Source organism: Paenibacillus sp. MSJ-34 (assembly GCF_018918005.1).
In the GTDB taxonomy this organism is placed as follows: Bacteria; Bacillota; Bacilli; order Paenibacillales; family Paenibacillaceae; genus MSJ-34.
Window position 1 is genome coordinate 74,455 of sequence record NZ_JAHLPR010000027.1, and the last position, 16,743, is coordinate 91,197.

General features: G+C 49.5%; 15 protein-coding genes. 1 reads left to right on the forward strand and 14 read right to left on the reverse strand.

What is annotated here, in order from left to right; translation table 11 throughout:
- The first annotated feature begins 59 nt into the window (after positions 1–59).
- The gene (locus KQI79_RS14960; protein ID WP_216539060.1) at positions 60–1,346 is read left to right on the forward strand and encodes a BaiN/RdsA family NAD(P)/FAD-dependent oxidoreductase; all 1,287 of its coding nucleotides are present in this window, start codon (positions 60–62) and stop codon (positions 1,344–1,346) included.
- 82 nt (positions 1,347–1,428) lie between these two features.
- Here the strand turns inward: KQI79_RS14960 and KQI79_RS14965 are convergent, their stop codons facing one another.
- The 14 genes from KQI79_RS14965 to comX form a co-directional block, all read right to left on the reverse strand.
- Positions 1,429–1,851 (reverse strand): DNA/RNA helicase, encoded by a 423-nt coding sequence (locus KQI79_RS14965; RefSeq protein ID WP_230191248.1) that lies wholly within the window; start codon positions 1,849–1,851, stop codon positions 1,429–1,431.
- A 22-nt stretch (positions 1,852–1,873) separates the two neighbouring features.
- Entirely contained in the window at positions 1,874–2,350 is a 477-nt protein-coding gene (locus tag KQI79_RS14970) for an ABC transporter permease (protein ID WP_367398202.1), read from the reverse strand.
- A 12-nt stretch (positions 2,351–2,362) separates the two neighbouring features.
- On the reverse strand, positions 2,363–3,349 hold the full coding sequence (locus KQI79_RS14975) for an NAD(P)H-quinone oxidoreductase (protein WP_367398201.1): 987 nt from the start codon (positions 3,347–3,349) through the stop codon (positions 2,363–2,365).
- Positions 3,350–3,700: 351 nt separating this feature from the next.
- Positions 3,701–6,445: a putative bifunctional diguanylate cyclase/phosphodiesterase gene (locus KQI79_RS14980; RefSeq protein ID WP_216539062.1), complete on the reverse strand. Its 2,745-nt coding sequence runs from the start codon at positions 6,443–6,445 to the stop codon at positions 3,701–3,703.
- A gap of 98 nt (positions 6,446–6,543) precedes the next feature.
- Positions 6,544–8,043: an MDR family MFS transporter gene (locus KQI79_RS14985; protein WP_216539063.1), complete on the reverse strand. Its 1,500-nt coding sequence runs from the start codon at positions 8,041–8,043 to the stop codon at positions 6,544–6,546.
- 85 nt (positions 8,044–8,128) lie between these two features.
- Positions 8,129–8,758 (reverse strand): polysaccharide deacetylase family protein, encoded by a 630-nt coding sequence (locus tag KQI79_RS14990; RefSeq protein WP_216539064.1) that lies wholly within the window; start codon positions 8,756–8,758, stop codon positions 8,129–8,131.
- A 182-nt stretch (positions 8,759–8,940) separates the two neighbouring features.
- On the reverse strand, positions 8,941–9,528 hold the full coding sequence (locus KQI79_RS14995; RefSeq protein WP_230191249.1) for an ECF transporter S component: 588 nt from the start codon (positions 9,526–9,528) through the stop codon (positions 8,941–8,943).
- Positions 9,529–9,562: 34 nt separating this feature from the next.
- Complete coding sequence (locus KQI79_RS15000; protein ID WP_216539065.1) at positions 9,563–10,321, reverse strand: energy-coupling factor transporter transmembrane component T family protein; 759 nt, start codon at positions 10,319–10,321, stop codon at positions 9,563–9,565.
- A 526-nt stretch (positions 10,322–10,847) separates the two neighbouring features.
- Entirely contained in the window at positions 10,848–11,495 is a 648-nt protein-coding gene (gene fsa / locus KQI79_RS15005) for a fructose-6-phosphate aldolase (RefSeq protein ID WP_216539066.1), read from the reverse strand.
- A gap of 198 nt (positions 11,496–11,693) precedes the next feature.
- Complete coding sequence (locus tag KQI79_RS15010; protein WP_216539067.1) at positions 11,694–12,485, reverse strand: ABC transporter permease; 792 nt, start codon at positions 12,483–12,485, stop codon at positions 11,694–11,696.
- The gene (locus KQI79_RS15015; RefSeq protein WP_253298168.1) at positions 12,482–13,198 is read right to left on the reverse strand and encodes an ABC transporter ATP-binding protein; all 717 of its coding nucleotides are present in this window, start codon (positions 13,196–13,198) and stop codon (positions 12,482–12,484) included. Before KQI79_RS15015 ends, KQI79_RS15010 begins: the two co-directional genes overlap by 4 nt.
- A gap of 99 nt (positions 13,199–13,297) precedes the next feature.
- The gene (locus KQI79_RS15020; RefSeq protein WP_216539069.1) at positions 13,298–13,954 is read right to left on the reverse strand and encodes a response regulator transcription factor; all 657 of its coding nucleotides are present in this window, start codon (positions 13,952–13,954) and stop codon (positions 13,298–13,300) included.
- Positions 13,947–15,311 carry a sensor histidine kinase gene (locus KQI79_RS28265; RefSeq protein ID WP_216539070.1) on the reverse strand — a complete coding sequence of 455 codons (1,365 nt, stop codon included), beginning with the start codon at positions 15,309–15,311 and terminating at the stop codon, positions 13,947–13,949. The genes KQI79_RS15020 and KQI79_RS28265 overlap by 8 nt, the downstream gene beginning before the upstream one ends.
- 1,061 nt (positions 15,312–16,372) lie before the next feature.
- Entirely contained in the window at positions 16,373–16,543 is a 171-nt protein-coding gene (gene comX / locus KQI79_RS15030) for a competence pheromone ComX (protein WP_216539071.1), read from the reverse strand.
- Positions 16,544–16,743 lie beyond the last annotated feature (200 nt).

The following is a 16,743-nucleotide window of genomic DNA, read 5'->3' on the forward strand; positions in this document are numbered from 1 at the left end:
ATATGGATCGGATCGCGGTACAATGGAAAGTAACGTACGAATGAGCGAGGTTATATGAAATGAACTTACATAATGCGAAACAGGTTGACATTATTATTATCGGCGGAGGTTCGGCAGGACTAATGGCGGGTGTCGCGGCAGGCAAGCATGGGAAGAAAGTGCTGCTGATCGATAAAGGCGATAAACTCGGAAGAAAGCTTGGCATTTCCGGCGGCGGACGCTGCAATGTGACCAACAATAAAGAAATGGACGAGCTTATCAAAAACATCCCCGGCAACGGGCGATTCCTCTATAGCGCGCTGAGCCAGTTTTCAAGTCGGGACATTATCGAGTTCTTCGAGAGTCTGGGGATCGCGCTGAAGGAAGAAGACAACGGGCGCGTCTTTCCTGTCTCCGACAAAGCGAAGACGGTTGTCGACGCATTAATCAATCAAGTGCGGAGCTACGGCATCGAAATGATGCTGAATTCCCCCGTACAGCAAGTATTATATGATGAAGAAAAAGTGGCGGGAGTCCGGTTAAAGAACGGGCAAACGATCAAAAGCAAATGCGTCATCGTGGCGGTCGGGGGCAAGTCGGTGCCGGCCACAGGCTCCACGGGCGACGGCTATGCTTGGGCCGAAGAGGCGGGTCATACGATTACGACGCTTTTCCCTACCGAAGTCCCGCTTACCTCTGCGGAACGTTTTATTCAAAATCGGGAATTGCAAGGATTGGCGCTTCGGGATGTCGCTCTGACCGTATGGAATGAGAAAGGAAGAGCGATTGTAACCCACCGCGGAGACATGCTGTTTACGCACTTCGGGATGTCGGGCCCCATTGCGCTCAGATGCAGCCAGTTCGTCGTGAAACAGTTAGCCAAAGGGCAACCCGACGTCAAACTGACCGTTGATTTGTTTCCGGACAAAACGACGGAAGAGATATACGACGAAACGCTTCAAATGGCGAAAGCGGAGGCGAAGAAAGCCGTCATCAATGTGCTCAAAGGATATTTGCCCGAAAGGATGCTGCCGATCCTGTTCCAAAGCGTACCGCTTCATACGCATATTACTTATGACAATATTCCCCGGCAAGAATGGCGCAGCTTATGTCAAACGATGAAGTCGTTTCCCGTCAAGGCAAACGGAACATTATCCATAGAAGAGGCCTTCGTTACCGGCGGCGGCGTTCATCTGAAGGAAATCGATCCGAAAACGATGCAGTCCAAATGGAAGAAAGGATTGTATTTCTGCGGAGAAATATTGGACATTCACGGATACACCGGCGGCTACAATATTACGGCAGCTTTCTCGACGGGGTATGCCGCAGGCCGCAGCGCGGCGTTGCAGGCGGAGGAAACGGAGTAGCGGCAAATAACGAATGAAGCCGCCGGCATCCCATGCAGGCGGCTGTTTGTTGTTAGATCGATAAAGGAGAGTGCAAATCGGTCTACGTCTTCACTTCGCCCGAGAAGTGATCGTACGGCTCATCGTACCAACCCCGCATCTCCTCGTCCCGCAAGGCAAGATCGTCGCCTTCCCCCGGTTCGTGCCGTGCGTTCGAATACGATTCCGCCGCCCAATCCTCGTTGACGATATGGGCGGGAATCGGAATCATGTCCAGGCGGTACGCCAAATTCGTTAATTCCGCTTCGCTAATCAGCGCCCGCTCTTCCAAACTGCCCCCGTACGCTTGAGCGATCTCGATAGCGGATGTTAGATCGGTTTCGTCGACATGAATATGAAGCCGACTTCCCTCCTCCCCAAGAAACGCCGGCTCGTATCCAAGCTCTTCCAACAAATCGAAAGCTTTCGCGCAACTTCCAGCATCGGTAAATCGAAACACGATCGCCGTATCTTGCACAACGTTCATCCTTCCTCTTTGGTTTCAATCTTTATCCGTTACTATGCCCAACATCGGAGGATGTATGACTTCCTGCGGCCAATACGGCAAATTGATTCGCGATAAACCGCTGCACCGGCAAAGCGGCCGCCGGAACGATGAACAGGCCCCACCATGAAAACGCGAACGCCCCGGCAATCGCGCACAAAGGCAGCATGTAAGGCAGGCATATCATAAACAGCGCCGCAGCCGCAGCCGAACGCAGGTCGGTGTCGCGCCAAGGAAACATTTTTACATAAGACGAACCTATGAAAGCACGCCATATTAACAAAACCCAATAGGAAAACAAAACGATAAGCGCCGCCGCTATAGCCAGTTTCAACGCTCCCGCCGGCGTAACTGCGACCGCAGCGATGCTGACGGAAAGAAATTGCAAGAAGAACATGACGTGAGTCGGATTGCGGATCGCAACATAAGGTCGTTCGTTGCAAGGCCGCCGTGCGATTCGTTGCTGGGAGGTTGATGCTATGGGAGGTTCTTGCTACGAGAGATTCATCCGCAGGACGATCTTGCCGGTATTTTCGTTCTTTTCCATCCGTTCATGCGCTTCGTTGACGTTAGCGGCGTCCCAGACCGAATCGATCACTGGCTTCAGGCGGCCATCCAGCAGCCTCGGCATGGCAAATTCCGCGAATTTGCGCGTCAGTTCGGTCTTCTGGGCGACCGTCTGCGACCGAAGCGTACTGCCGATGACCCGCTGGCGGCGCATCATCAGCTGCAGCAGGTCGACTTCCTCGACTTTGCCGCCCCCCATCGTGCCGATCAGCACCAGGGCGCCTTCAAGCGCCAGCGCCTTCATATTCTGCTTCCAATAGGCGGCGCCCACAAAGTCGAGAATAAGATCGGCTCCATTGCCGCCGGTCCACTCCAACACCCCGTCGGCAAACGGCCCCGACCGGTAATCGAAAGTCGCATCCGCTCCCAGAGCGGCGCAAGCCGCTCGCTTCTCCGCCGTTCCCGCCGTGGCGAAGATACGCGCTCCCGCTTCGCGCGCCAATTGGATCGCCGCCGTTCCGACGCCGCTGGCTCCGGCATGAATCAATACCGTTTGGCCGGCCTTTACATTCCCTAATTGAAACAAGTTCAAATATGCCGTCAAGAACACCTCGGGAACGGCCGCCGCTTGCTCGAACGTCCAGCCGGCGGGAATGCGCATCGCCATGCCGGCGGGAACGACCGCCTTCTCCGCGTAACCTCCGCCGGGCAGCAAGGCGAATACGCGGTCTCCCGGCTGCCAATCGGTGATGTCGTCTCCCGTCCGCTCCACGATTCCGGCAATCTCCAGGCCGAGAATCGGGGAAGCGCCGGGCGGCGGCGGATAGCCTCCCCGTTTCTGCACCAAATCGGCGCGATTGAGCGCAGTCGCTTTCACTTCTACCAATAATTCGTCCGGCCCGGGAACGGGTGTCTCCCATTCTCCCACACTCAGCCGTTTCGTCTCTTGATCGACCAGCAGCGCTTTCATCATACTGGATCACCTCACTGTTTTCTTTAAGTGTATCTATAATTCTAAAATACTACACATCGGATGAACAATGGAAACGCGCTCACTTGACCAATAAGTTAGGGCCGCTGATGAAGCCTGTTGGATTTTGTCCAATGTTCCAGCCGTTTCATCCTCGACCAACGACCTTTCATTGGATTTCATCCAACAGAATGTTCAAAAATCGAGCCAAACAGCGAAAAAAGCAAGAATCCATTGGAGATTTTCCAATGGATTCCCGTTTCGATCGGAAAATTGATACTATCCGTTGGACATTATCCAATGGACACACAAAAGCGTAAATCATTATCCGCTTCAAACCGTCGTTCTACCAAGTCAGGCGGTTGCGTTTCCCCCTTGTTCGAACATCCCGCGAATGTTCTCCGCCGCGAAGTTCGGATACGTTAAGGCGAACTGGTGGGCGGAGAGCGGTTCGCTGATCAAAAAGCCCTGGTACCGGTCGCAACCATGCGATTTCAGAAATTCGAGTTCCTTCTCGGATTCGATTCCTTCCGCCGCGACCTTGACGTTTAAACTTTGCCCAAGTTGAATGACAGCCTGAACAATGGCGGCATTCGTCCGATCGGACGGCAAGCGGCGGACGAAAGATTGATCGATTTTGAGAATATGAATCGGCAGCCTTTTCAACCGGCTTAACGACGAATAGCCTGTCCCGAAATCGTCGATCGCGATTTGGATGCCGCGCTTCCGCAGCCGCCGCAGCACTTGAACCGCCTGCTCCGCATTTTCGTTCACATAGCCTTCCGTAATCTCAAGAATCAAATCGCTGGCTTCATACTCCGTTTCCTGCAAAATCCGGTCGACCGTTTCCACGAAATCCTGATTCAGAAACTGCCGAAGCGAAACGTTGACGCTCATCGGAATTTTCGGCAGCCCGGCTTTATGCCAAATTTGATGCTGCAAACAAGCCGTTCTAAGCACCCATTCCCCGATCGGAATGATTAAGCCCGTTTCTTCGGCGAGCGGAATAAATTTGGCGGGAGGAATGAACCCTTCCTCCGGATGCTCCCAACGAATCAGCGCTTCCGCCGCAATGATCGTCCCGGTTTCATCCAGAAGCGGCTGATAGTACAAGAGCAGCTCATGGCGCTCCAGCGCTTTGCGCAAACGGTTCTCAAGCAGCATTCGCTCCGGATAGCGGTCCGGCTTGACTAGATCGTAGAATTGATAGTGATTGCCGCCGTTGTCTTTGGCGATGTACATCGCCGTATCCGCATTTTTGAGCATGGCCGTAAACGCGTCCGCATCGGTCGGATATACGCTGATTCCGACGCTGGCGGCGACGAACAGCTCGTACGATTTGACCTGGAACGGATCCGCCAAATGCCGGACGATTCTTCCCGCCTGCTTCTCGATCTCCCGCCGGTTCGTATCCTGAAGTACAACGACGAATTCGTCTCCGCCCAAGCGGGCGAAAATACTGTTATTGCTGCGGTTGAACAGCACGGTCAAACGCTTCGCCACTTCAACGAGGAACATGTCGCCGATGTCATGGCCCAGCGTATCGTTAATATGCTTAAACCGATCCAGATCGATAAACAGCAGCGCAAGCATATGCCCGTCCATCTTGGCCTCTTCCAACGCTCTTTCCATATATAGCGTAAAATGATGGCGATTCGGCAATCCGGTCAGCGTATCGTAATAGGCTAGCTTTTGCAATCGTTCCTCGGACGTCTCCAGCATTTTCGTTTGTTCCAGCAAACGATCGTTCATCCGCTTCATTTCCCCGAACATGTCGAGCAGCCGCTGCGCCATCAAGCGGAAATTCGTCACGAGCGAAGCGATCTCATGCAGCGCCGTACGCGGCCATTCTATTACTTGCGGGTCCTTCAGCTTTTGCGGCAGCCCCGTCGTCATCCGGGCCAATTGATTCATCGGCCTCATCATAAAATAATTGAAGAACAAGGAAGTAATCGTGGCGATCACGCAGAATAGAAACATAACGATATATTTGTTCAAATAGGCGGTAACCGTACTGCTCTGGAAGTAAGATATGGGGATGGCGGCGACAATTTGGAAGGATTCGCGGTCTTGCCACTCGGTCGTCAATATGTAGAATCCGTTGTTCCATCGGGTCGTTTCATAGTCGTACTGTCCGCTTGCCGGAATCCAGCGGTAAAATTGGGCGCTGCGGGCGTCCGACGGTTCCCCCGCTTGCTCCTCCGGCCAATCCGGGAGATCGCCGATTTGCGTGAAGCTGCCCTCCAACCGTTTGGACGCATTCTCTTCCGCAAACCAATGTTCGTCCGACGCAGCAGCCAGTTCCCCGTTATAGAAAACCGCCAGCTTCACAACGCCGTTCGCCGAAAGCTCGGCCAAATCGCCGCTCAGCCGGTCGACTTGTTCCGGCGATTTCGATCGCAGCCCTTGCCATTCGGAATCGTTCATAGACCTTAATCCGCCGACGGCATGAAGCGATTGCGTCATAGCGAATTGATAGGAATCGGACTGTATTTTTTCATTGAGTTGAAAGCTGTCGAGCACCATATTGAGCAAAAAAGGTCCGGTGACCGCAACGATCGACAGATGAGTGAGCAATTGACTGAGATGGATTCGCCGTTCCTCCATGTGCGGGAAGAGCCGTTTCCAAGGAAGGTATGTGTTCAGAACGTCTCCCAGCAGGCCGTTTAACAACCCGTTCATCGTGAGCATTAAGATTTGCAGATATACTTCGGAAGAAAGGACGGAAGATTGCAAGTAAAATAGTACAGCAGCCAAGGGTGCGCCGATCAATACCCAATATAAACCGTCCCATATGAATAAATATTTCTGCTTCTTCTCGTAGACAGAGCCGACGAGAATGATTTCAAGCCCGATCAGCAGCAGCAGAAACGAACCGTCCAATGCGTAGTAGGCGAAAACGCTGATGAACAGTGCCGCGAGACCGGACCACATCAACCCGAACAAACGAAGTACGACGAACAGGAACGCGCTGCAAATTAAAAAATAGGCGCCAAACGAAAAATGGATCGCAAATCTTGTTCCCAGCAAGGCGGCGGCAACAAACAAGACGAAAATTACGAGGGAACGGACAGAAGCGAACGGTTTTAAACGATTCATCCGAAAATCCTACTCTCTTTCCATGATCTATTTCAGATTTACTTCGACATCAATCCAATTTTTCCTACTTGTCCCGACATTTCCCTAAATCAAGTTTTTTACGCAATGTTGTTCGCTTGTTCCGGTTCGTCACTGCCCGCGATTTGCCGCGGCATGACCAAGGCGACGAGAAAACTGATCCCGGCAAAAACGGCCATGATGAGAAACACGCTATGCAGCCCATGCTCCAAAAAGATCTTCATTTGCCCGAGCACTTCCTGCCCAAGCGTATGCGCTAGTTCCGGGTTGAGCATCTGGTTTAGCGTATCTTCGTTTACCCCTTCGACCGGCGGCCCGGCCGCAATTTCCCTCGATATCCGCCCGTTCAGCCAAGTCCCGAGAATGGCGATGCCGACCGTCTGTCCGAGCGTTCGCATAAACGTATTTAAGGCGGTCGAAGCGCCGCGCAAATTCCAATCGACCGAAGACTGCACGATAATGGTAAACACGGTGAAGGAGAAACCGAATCCAAGCCCGCATACCAGCATATATACCACGATGATCCAGTACGGGGTGGAAGCGGTAATCGTCGCCATTCCGAGCGCGCTGACCAATACCGACGAAACGCCGATCATCGTCGATAACCGCGGACCGGCGCGCAGAACAAGACGCCCGACAATGATCGCTCCGACCGTCCAGGCGACCGACATGGGCGTAAGCGCAAGACCCGCGCTCGTCGCCCCGTACCCCATGACTCCTTGCACCCATAGCGGCAAATATGTCGTCAGCCCAATCATGACGAAATTAATGACAAAGCTGACGACATTGGATACCGCAATATCGCGGATGCCGAATAGCTTGAGCGGAACCATCGGTTCTTTCGCCTTCACTTCGATATAGAAGAACAAAGCCAGGAACAACGCCGCGACGGCGAACAATCCGAGTATGAGCGGCGATCCCCAGGGAAATTGCTGCCCTCCCGTAATTAAGGCGAACAATAAAGCCGTAATCCCGACCGTAAAGGTAATCGCGCCGGGAATGTCGATCACTTTCTTCTGTTTGTTTGCCTCTTCCTTCAAATATTTCGCAATCATCAAAACAGAGATTAAGCCGAACGGTATATTGAAATAAAAAATCCAATGCCAGGACAAGGAATCGACGAAAAAGCCGCCGACCAGCGGTCCGACCAAACTGGATATCCCCCATACCGAGCTGATCAATCCTTGAACTTTGCCGCGCTCCTCCAAGGTGTAGATATCGCCGATAATCGTAAACGTAACCGGAAGCACGGCCCCGGCGCCAATTCCTTGAATGGCGCGGTATACGATCATCTGCTCCATCGTCTGCGACAATCCGCATAGCGTCGTTCCTAACAGAAACAACAACGATCCCGATATGAAAATGACTTTGCGGCCATACAAGTCCGCCATTTTCCCAAAGATCGGAGTAGCCACGGCAGTCGTCAACAAATAAACGGCGAATACCCAGCTCATCAATTTCAGTCCGCCCAATTCGCCCACGATGGTCGGCATGGCGGTACTGACGACCGTCCCTTCGATGGAAGCCAAAAAAGTCGATAATAATAACGCGGCGGTTACATTTTTTCTATTTGTCTTCATTTCACCGTCTCCCCCCTGGTGTCCAACAAAAAATAATCACCCGTGTAACTTTGGCGATTATTTTCTCAATTTACAACATGTTATTTCATTTGTCCAACAATTTCGATACGGTTACGCATTCGTAACCATGTTCTTCAAACCAAGGAAGCAGTATGGTTAACGCCTCGACGGTCTGTTCCCTGTTGCATACCGGATCTTCGCTGCTGTCATGCATTAATATGATATCGCCGTTTTGCAGGTTGCCAATGACCTGATCGACGATGCGATCCGTCCCGGGCATGCTGAAGTCTTTCGTATCCTGCTTCTCCGACCATAGTATGCATTGATATCCCGCATCCGCGATAATTTCCAGCGTCTTCTCATTATAGCTTCCGAACGGGGGTCGAAACAATGTTGTCTTAAAGCCTGTCGCGTCAAGGATAATCGCTTCGGTACGTTCGATCTCTTCTTTCGTCGATTCGGGATCCGTCTCCTTCAATCGCGGATGGCTGTATGTATGGTTGCCAACCTCATGCCCCTCTTCCAACAATCGGCTTGCGATCTCGGGATATTGCTCCACATGCTGTCCGGTAACGAAGAAAGTCCCTTTGGCACCGTACTTTTTGAACAAATCCATTATCTGCGGGGTAAATACCGGGTGCGGGCCGTCGTCAAAAGTGAGTGCAATCTGCTTGCGATCCGTTGCCGCGTTTTTAATAAATAGGGCTGCTGACATATGAATCCTCCTCAAAGTTTGTGAGCGACGCTTCATCGATTAGAGGACGAACAACAGTCGCTTCGTAAGCGCCTCCTTGTTGGACTTACTATATTTAACATCTATTATATTAAATATATAGGGGATGCGTACATTAGATTCGATAATTTTATCCCTCGATCGTACAATTGTCGCCCTTGTTCCTATTTTCCGTCTTTGGACACGGCGAAAGACCGCAACAAGCCGGTCCGCGCCATCATATCTCCCAGCCATTTGCACAGCAAGCCGCATAACAGCGTGCCGCTGACGCATCTCACGACGAACGTGACGATTAATAGTTTGGCACCCCATTCGATATAACCGAACATGTAAGCGGCAAACACGAACCATAACGGTACCATGGCGCAGCCGGCGATCGCCATCGTGAAACGGTCCCACCGCTTATAGCGCGTCAAAGCGAAGACAAGTTCCAATGCAGCCGCGTACGACAAAGCGGCGACGATGGAAGCGGCGATTCCGTAAGCGTTCCCGAGCAAGCTCTGAATGATGCCGCCCATTAAATAAGTAAGCAGCGCCGTACCCGGCTTGCGAATAATATAGACGGCGAGCAGACCGTATATCATGTAAAGCCCGACGATGGTCGACGTCGCGATCGGCCCCCCCAGCGCCGTCAACGCCTTGTTGGCGAGGGATAGATACATCGTAATAACCGCATTCGCCACGGCCAATACGGCCATTAGCACAATTTCAAGCGTCGTAAATTTCTGAAATTTCATTGTCAATCCAGCCATAAGAATGAAAAACTCCTTCAATGTCGTAAATTTGCTAATAAACCGCCAGTATGGCGATTGTCGCCGCAATCGTAGCCGCGGCGAATAGTACGGAGGAACGCCGAACGGCAATCGAGCGCATATAGGTGCGGCTCTCATGGGCTCCGAATCCCTTCATGTCCATCGCATTCGCTGTCGTCTGAATGCGCCGTACGGCATTCGTAAAGACGGCGGCGACGAATATTTTCCAACGCTGCCATCGTTCCCGCCAACCGGCGGCAGGCCGCAGTCCCCGGATCGCTTGCGCCGCTCTGATCGTTGCCGCTTCCTCCTCGAGGAAAGGGACGAAACGAAGCGCAATCGATATGCCGAAGGCGAAACGATAAGGCAGCTTGAGCTTCTGCGCCAGCATCAATACGACATCTTGCGGATCGGTCGTAGCGATGTAGATCAAGGACGAAGCAAATAGAATTAGCAGGCGCAGCGTAATGCCGAGCGAATAATCCAGCGCTTCGGCCGTAATTTCCAGCGGTCCGAGGCGCAGCAGCGCGGTCGAGCCGGGTATCCACAACAATTGCAGCACAAAATAAGGAATGCTGAGCCATAGCACGACGCGAATGCTTCTCATCAGAACGCGAACGCGCAAGCCCGCAAGCGCGATCGCGGCAAGCAGCACCGCCGCCAATAGAATCGCTTGCGGCAATGCGGTTGTGTACCGCAAAGTCAGAACCGATACGCATAATACCCAAATGATCTTGGTAAGCGGGTCTAGCCGATGAAACGGCGAATTTCCGGGTTGGAACTGAAATGTCATTGAATCGCCTCGAACCGAACTTAGAGTCTGGGACTTTGCACCAACTCTATCAGTCTTGTCTATTGTATTCTATGTTCATATTGATATTAGTATGGCGTAAATTACGAGAATTGTCTACCTATTATACAGCCGATTCCGGGTGACAATTGCTATATTTCGAATCAAAAGCTTCAATGCTGCAATTCGTGGATGGCGGTTTTTCGAAGATGGTGTCGCATGAACGGCAAAAACTGGCGTTAATTGAACCGTAACGCTCCCGTGCTTTACATTAGATGCAATTTCTAACGTTAATTTCACAGAAAACACAACGTTAATCGAAATCGCATCAAAATAGAGGCAGAAATTGGAGCTAATGAAGGCATATCCCTGAAAACCAGCAAATTAGATGCGGATTTTACCGCTATTGGATGCCAAAACCGGGTAACGAGGCGCCTGCCTGCCCCCTGCCGTGCAACCCCGCAACCTAAAAAAAGATCGCCGACGATCTTAAAGCGCGATCGGGCAATCTTCTTCGTGTAGAGCCGGATTAACTTTTCGGGACGGTCTCCCAGTCTTTCAAGAATCGTTCGATTCCGATGTCGGTCAGCGGATGCTTCCATAAGCTCGGCAGCAGCGATCCCGGGATGGTGGCAATGTGGGCGCCTGCAATGGCCGCATCCTCCACATGCTTCAACGAGCGAACGCTGGCGACGATAATTTCGCTGTCGTAGCCGTAATTGCGAATCACTTCGTTCAAACCGCGGATCAATTCCATGCCGTCCGTTCCGATATCGTCCAGGCGGCCGATGAACGGGCTTATAAATGTCGCACCCGCTTTGGCGGCCATTAAGCCTTGCGCTACGTTGAAGATCAACGTTACATTCGTTTTGATCCCTTCTTGGGAGAGACGGTACGTCGCTTCCAAACCGGCTTCGGTCAACGGCAGCTTGATGACGACATTGTCGGCCCAAGTGGCGATTTCCCGCGCTTCGGCGATCATGCCGTCCGCATCCAGGCTAATTACTTCGGCGCTGACCGGCCCTTTCACGAGGCTCGTAATTTCTTGTATCACTTCTTTAAAAACGCGTCCTTCCTTCGCGATCAAAGACGGGTTGGTCGTTACGCCGTCCACCAATCCCAACTTATGAATTCTCTTAATCTCATCGATATTTCCCGTATCCAGGAAAAACTTCATGCCGCTTGCCTCCTTAAGTTTTGTGAACGATGTTTCCACGGTTTTATTATCCTATGTTTCATCATATATTATTTCTCGCTTATTTACAATATATATGATGTATAATTTAATATATATTATGCTTAATTCGGTTAATATGGGAGCAAAATCGTAAAATTAAAACACACTTTTCAAATTAGTGTGTTTTATTTCCTGGCGCTATAATATTTCCTTGAGCGTAGGCCTTCGCCCGTCCGTTCGATGGCCGAATTGGTATATTTTGAACGAAATGCTGCATACGATCGACATCGCCCCCGCCAATATGCACAGAGGAATGAGCATTTGAAACAACGTCAATTTGAATTGGATGATACGGACAATCATCATAAACGGCGTCATAAACGGGATAAAAGAAATAATTTTGATCGTATTCATATTCGTGCCGCAAGCTGCGAATAAGGAAAGCAAAAAACCGACGGTAAGAAACAGGAAAACGGGAAGAACCGCTGTTTTGATATTTCCGCCCAAAAACAACAGCGAGCTTATTCCCGCATACAATACGGCGTAAAAAGCAAATCCCAGCAATGCGAACAAGAACAGAAACAGCATGTCCAGTCCGTTTAAATTCGAGAAATTCCAGTTAAACAGCAGGCCGAGCGTGATGAGTAGAAGTTGCAGGACGCCGCAGGCGCCGATCCCCGCCACTTTACCGAACATTAAATAGGGCGAATGGATCCGCGTCATTAAAATATCGGTCATCCGCGACTGCCGGTCGCGAACGAAAGACTTGCCGATCAAATAGCAATAATGCCCGGTCGTTATGTATAAAATAAACGATAAAATATAAGCTTTCGCGCTGACATGAAGCAGTTCCGTCTCTTCAACCCCTAAACCCGGAACCGCGAATAATGCGGCAATCAACACGAGGGACAATACGGTCGTAATGCGAAAACCTTTCGAGCGAACCAGCTCTTTGCACGAATATAAAGCTACGATCCAGAACGACCTCATGTGACAGCTCCCGCTTCATCGGCATGGATCCGGCACGCTTCCATTTCGTCCAAAACGGAATGCTTCAATTTTTGCAAATTGCCGGAAACAACCTTCTCCCCTTGACGGATAACGCATACTTCTTCGCAAAACGATTCAACGCGGCGAAGCAGCCTGCTTGAGAAAACGATCATTTTCCCTTCGTACGCCAATTCTTTCAGGATCGATGCCAGCAATCCGGCATCGTCGGAATAAAGCTCGCCGAAAGGTTCGTCGAACACGATCAGATCGGGATTGTGAATTAAAGCGGACGCGATCTTCACCTTCTCCTGATTGCATCTGGATAAGCGATGCAGTTCTTTATCGAAATGTTCGGGAATGCGGAGCCGCTCGAGCCAACGTTTCGCCGATTGCTTGGCATCGAACTTGGACATGCCTTCCAGCCGCCCCAAATAAATGAGCAGATCCTGCACTTTCGCATTCGGGTACATGCATTTCTCTTCCGGCAAATAGCCGACTTTCGGCCGATTGCTGCCGATTTGCCGGTTATTCCATGAGATATACCCTTTGTCGTAATCGATCAACCCGAGAATGGAGCGGATAATTGTCGTCTTTCCCGCACCGCTGTTGCCGATCAGTCCCAATGTTTTTCCCGATTCGACTTTTAGGTATAAATTATTGACCGCCAGCTTGTCGCCATAACGTTTATATAAATGTTCGACTGCCAGAACCATGATCTTCACCCTTTTCTCTTTTCTCTCTCAGAGTGTCGGTTGCGCCGCAGCGATGATATTTCCTGATTGACCCCTCGAGCATACGTACGAGGCACAACTTTATGTAAAATCTTCAATATGAATGAGTCCCAATCGTTTGGCGACGACGATCGCTTCCGAGCGGGAACGGACATTGAGTTTCTCGAATATGCGCGTCAAGTTGTATTCGACGGAACGTTGACTTGACAGCAGTACGCTTGCAATTTCCTTGTTGCTCAACCCGTTCGCGACTTCCTGTAAAATTTCCTGTTCCCTTTCATTAATGGACACGTCTTGAAGGTTTTGCCCGCTGCTTGCTCCGAAACGCACTTCGCTGCGTCTCAATTGCTTGAGCAGGGTTACCGGAATAACCGCCTCGCCCCTTAACGCGCAACGCAGCGCCGCTACAATCTGTTCCCGCGACGACGTTTTGCTTAGAAATCCGGAAACGCCGGATTCGATCAAATAATTGAAATGAGCGCTAATATCGTAGCCCGAGTAGATGAGAATAATCGCATCCGAATTGATCGACATGACTCTGCGCGTCATCTCCAATCCGTTAATGACGGGCATGTTCAAATCGAACAGCATGATGTCAAACTGCCGCTGCTTGATCATCTCCAGCGCTTCCAGCCCCGTAGACGCCACTGTGACGTTCATATCCTGTTCCTTCTCGATGAGCATTTTCGTTCCTTCGCCGACCGAAGGATGGTCGTCTACCAGCAAAATTTCAATCATGAATGCCCCCTCCAGCCATGACATAATAGGAAGAACTCGACTCAATGATGTAAGGCAATGTAATGATGACTTCAAAGCCTTCGCCTTTGGCGGACGAAAATTTCGTCTCTCCTTCCAGCCCGGACACCCGCTCGCGGATTCCGGATAGGCCCATATGCTTGAATGACGATTGCAAATGCTGCAAATCCATTCCAATCCCGTTGTCTTTATATACATAGACGATGTGCTGCTCGTTTTTGCGCAAAATGATTTCCACGTTCGTCGCTTGGCCATGCTTCATCGTATTGCGCAACAATTCCTGGGTGATCCGGTAAATCGTCAATACGTACTCGTCATCCAATACCAAGTCGAACCCGCCATGGTTGAAATCGACGCTGTAATTGGAATTCAATTGCGCATATTGGCACAGATTTTCAATCGCCTCGATGACGCCCATCTCTTTCAGGAACGGCGGACGCAATTCGTTGCATGTCTCCCGGATTTGGTGAACGACATCGAGCAGCCCCTCTTTAATTTGATTCAAGTTCGCTCTGGCTTCATCCGACAGTTCGTATTCGTCCAGAACCATTTCCAGCTTGCGGTACCAAAGCAGTTGGTCCTGCAAGGCGGAATCGTGCAAATCCGCTGCCAAGCGGCGTCTTTCATTTTCCGTTAAACGAAACAATAGACGTAAAATCCAGGAGGGTGCCTTCCCGCTCGAGCGCACTTCCAAATCCATAATCACACCTTCAACTAATTGTAAATTCTCATAAACGATACTTACATAGTTAGACATGGTCTGCAGCCAGATAAGTTCTTCATGATTAAACTTGACGCGGTTTTCCTTGCCTCTGACCCATATTAGCGTCTGCGAATTTTGGTTTTTACCCACGATACAGCACATGCCCGAGGTCACCGGTATGAAATCGCCGATTTTGTACTCGCGATTTTCAAGCTCCAGTTCATGAATAATTTCACGCTTCGGGAACGGTCCGATCGTTCTTTTCACTGTCACCGCATGTTCCGCATGATTCATTTCCAGTAATGCGACCGCCTTTGTCGGCAGCACATCCAACACTTCCCGCAGCAACCATTCTTCCAAATCGCTTACTTTCATAATTTTCGTAATTTGATTGGAGAACCTGTCCAAACTGGCTTGAAAATTGTATTTCCCTTTAAAAAGCCTGTTACGAAATCGAAAATCGAGCCAATCTTTCATATATAACAATAGAATAATGCTGAAATAAACCATCAATAAAGATTGAAACCACTTAAGGGGTTCACTTTCTTGGGGATGAATGAAATATTCGCATCCTCCGGCAATCATAATCGACGGCACGATCGCCAAAAGACAGAAGTACCGTAAACGATGGATCACAAAATCAATATCCATTAAATGATTGGCTGCGATCAAATAAACGTAAAATAATGGAAGAAGCAAAAAAAATGCCGCGGCAATCCATGGTTCGACTAAAGTCTTTTTAAATAAAACAAGCGGCAAAACATAAAAACAAACAAATGGAGTGAAGGAAACAATGTTTCCGAAAAATAAATACTTCAGTAAAGGCTTGTAACTTGAATTACGATATCGAAAATATCCTGATATTAATACATAAAGGGTTACCGCAAATCCTATCGCGAAAAAGAGCAATGCCGCATTCGTAATATATTCAAATGGGATATAAAATCCAATATTTGTTGCTAAAAAGAAAATATCGACGGCCAGTAAAATCGAATTAAATACATATAAACAAGTGATGAGATTGAATTTTACGATCCTAATATTTTTTTGTCGAAAAAATCGATGAACAAAGTGCAAGAACAACACCGGTGAAAAAATCATTCCGCCGACCACCATAATCATGCCTATAATATCCCTTCGACTTGAAGCGCCGGTGCTTAAATATCCCAGCGCAACAGCAAGAAAAAAATAAATCAGCATGGAAGCGACCGGATCTCCCGGCTTTTTAATCAACAAAAAAATGGATAAGGAAAACAAAAATAAGAATAAAAAGGTAGGCACAACCAGATTCATTAGAGAGTAGGGCACCTGCCATCCACTGGGAATATCTATGGACAATTGTTCTCCATTGCGATTCAGAACAATCTCACTGATATCCCCAATTGAATTCCACTTCAAGGCATAATGTTCTTCCGGCGCGTTCCCATCTATCGAAACAACCCGATCCCCAACTTTGATCCCTTTCAGTTGCGCGCTCCCTGATAAGTCAACTTTAGTAATTACCCATTCCCCGTTCGATTCTTGTTGTACAATTACACCCATAAAAGTGATTTGAAATTGAATATAAAATAAATAACATGCAAGTATAAAAGCAATGATTAGGAGAATGGCAGTCCCAGAATAGTTCAAACGTCTCATTAAAAGCCCCGCTATAAAATGAAATTAATTCGGAGAATTAATATTCTCCGAATCATTGTTTAGCACCACCACGTATCTTGTTTCGGCTCTTCTTTCTTCTTGCTGAACAGCACTTCAACCATCGCTTTTTGCTGTGCCGGCGTTACGCCGACCAAGCTGGCGCGGCCGTCTGCGACTAAGGTCGCTACCTCCCGATTGTTCATCAGGTAACTCATCATCTTTTGAATCATTGCGATCCCCTCCAATAAAATATGTAAGCTTCTCGGAATTCACATTCCGTTGCAGACTCTAGCTTCCTAGCTAGGGTCTTCTATTGTTTCACCCCCAAACATGGGGTGCGAACAAACATTCCTCTTGACTTTTCAAAATCACCCCAATAATCGCCGAGAAGGCTTTTTTTATTTCTAATGAATTGGGTGATTTTCATGAA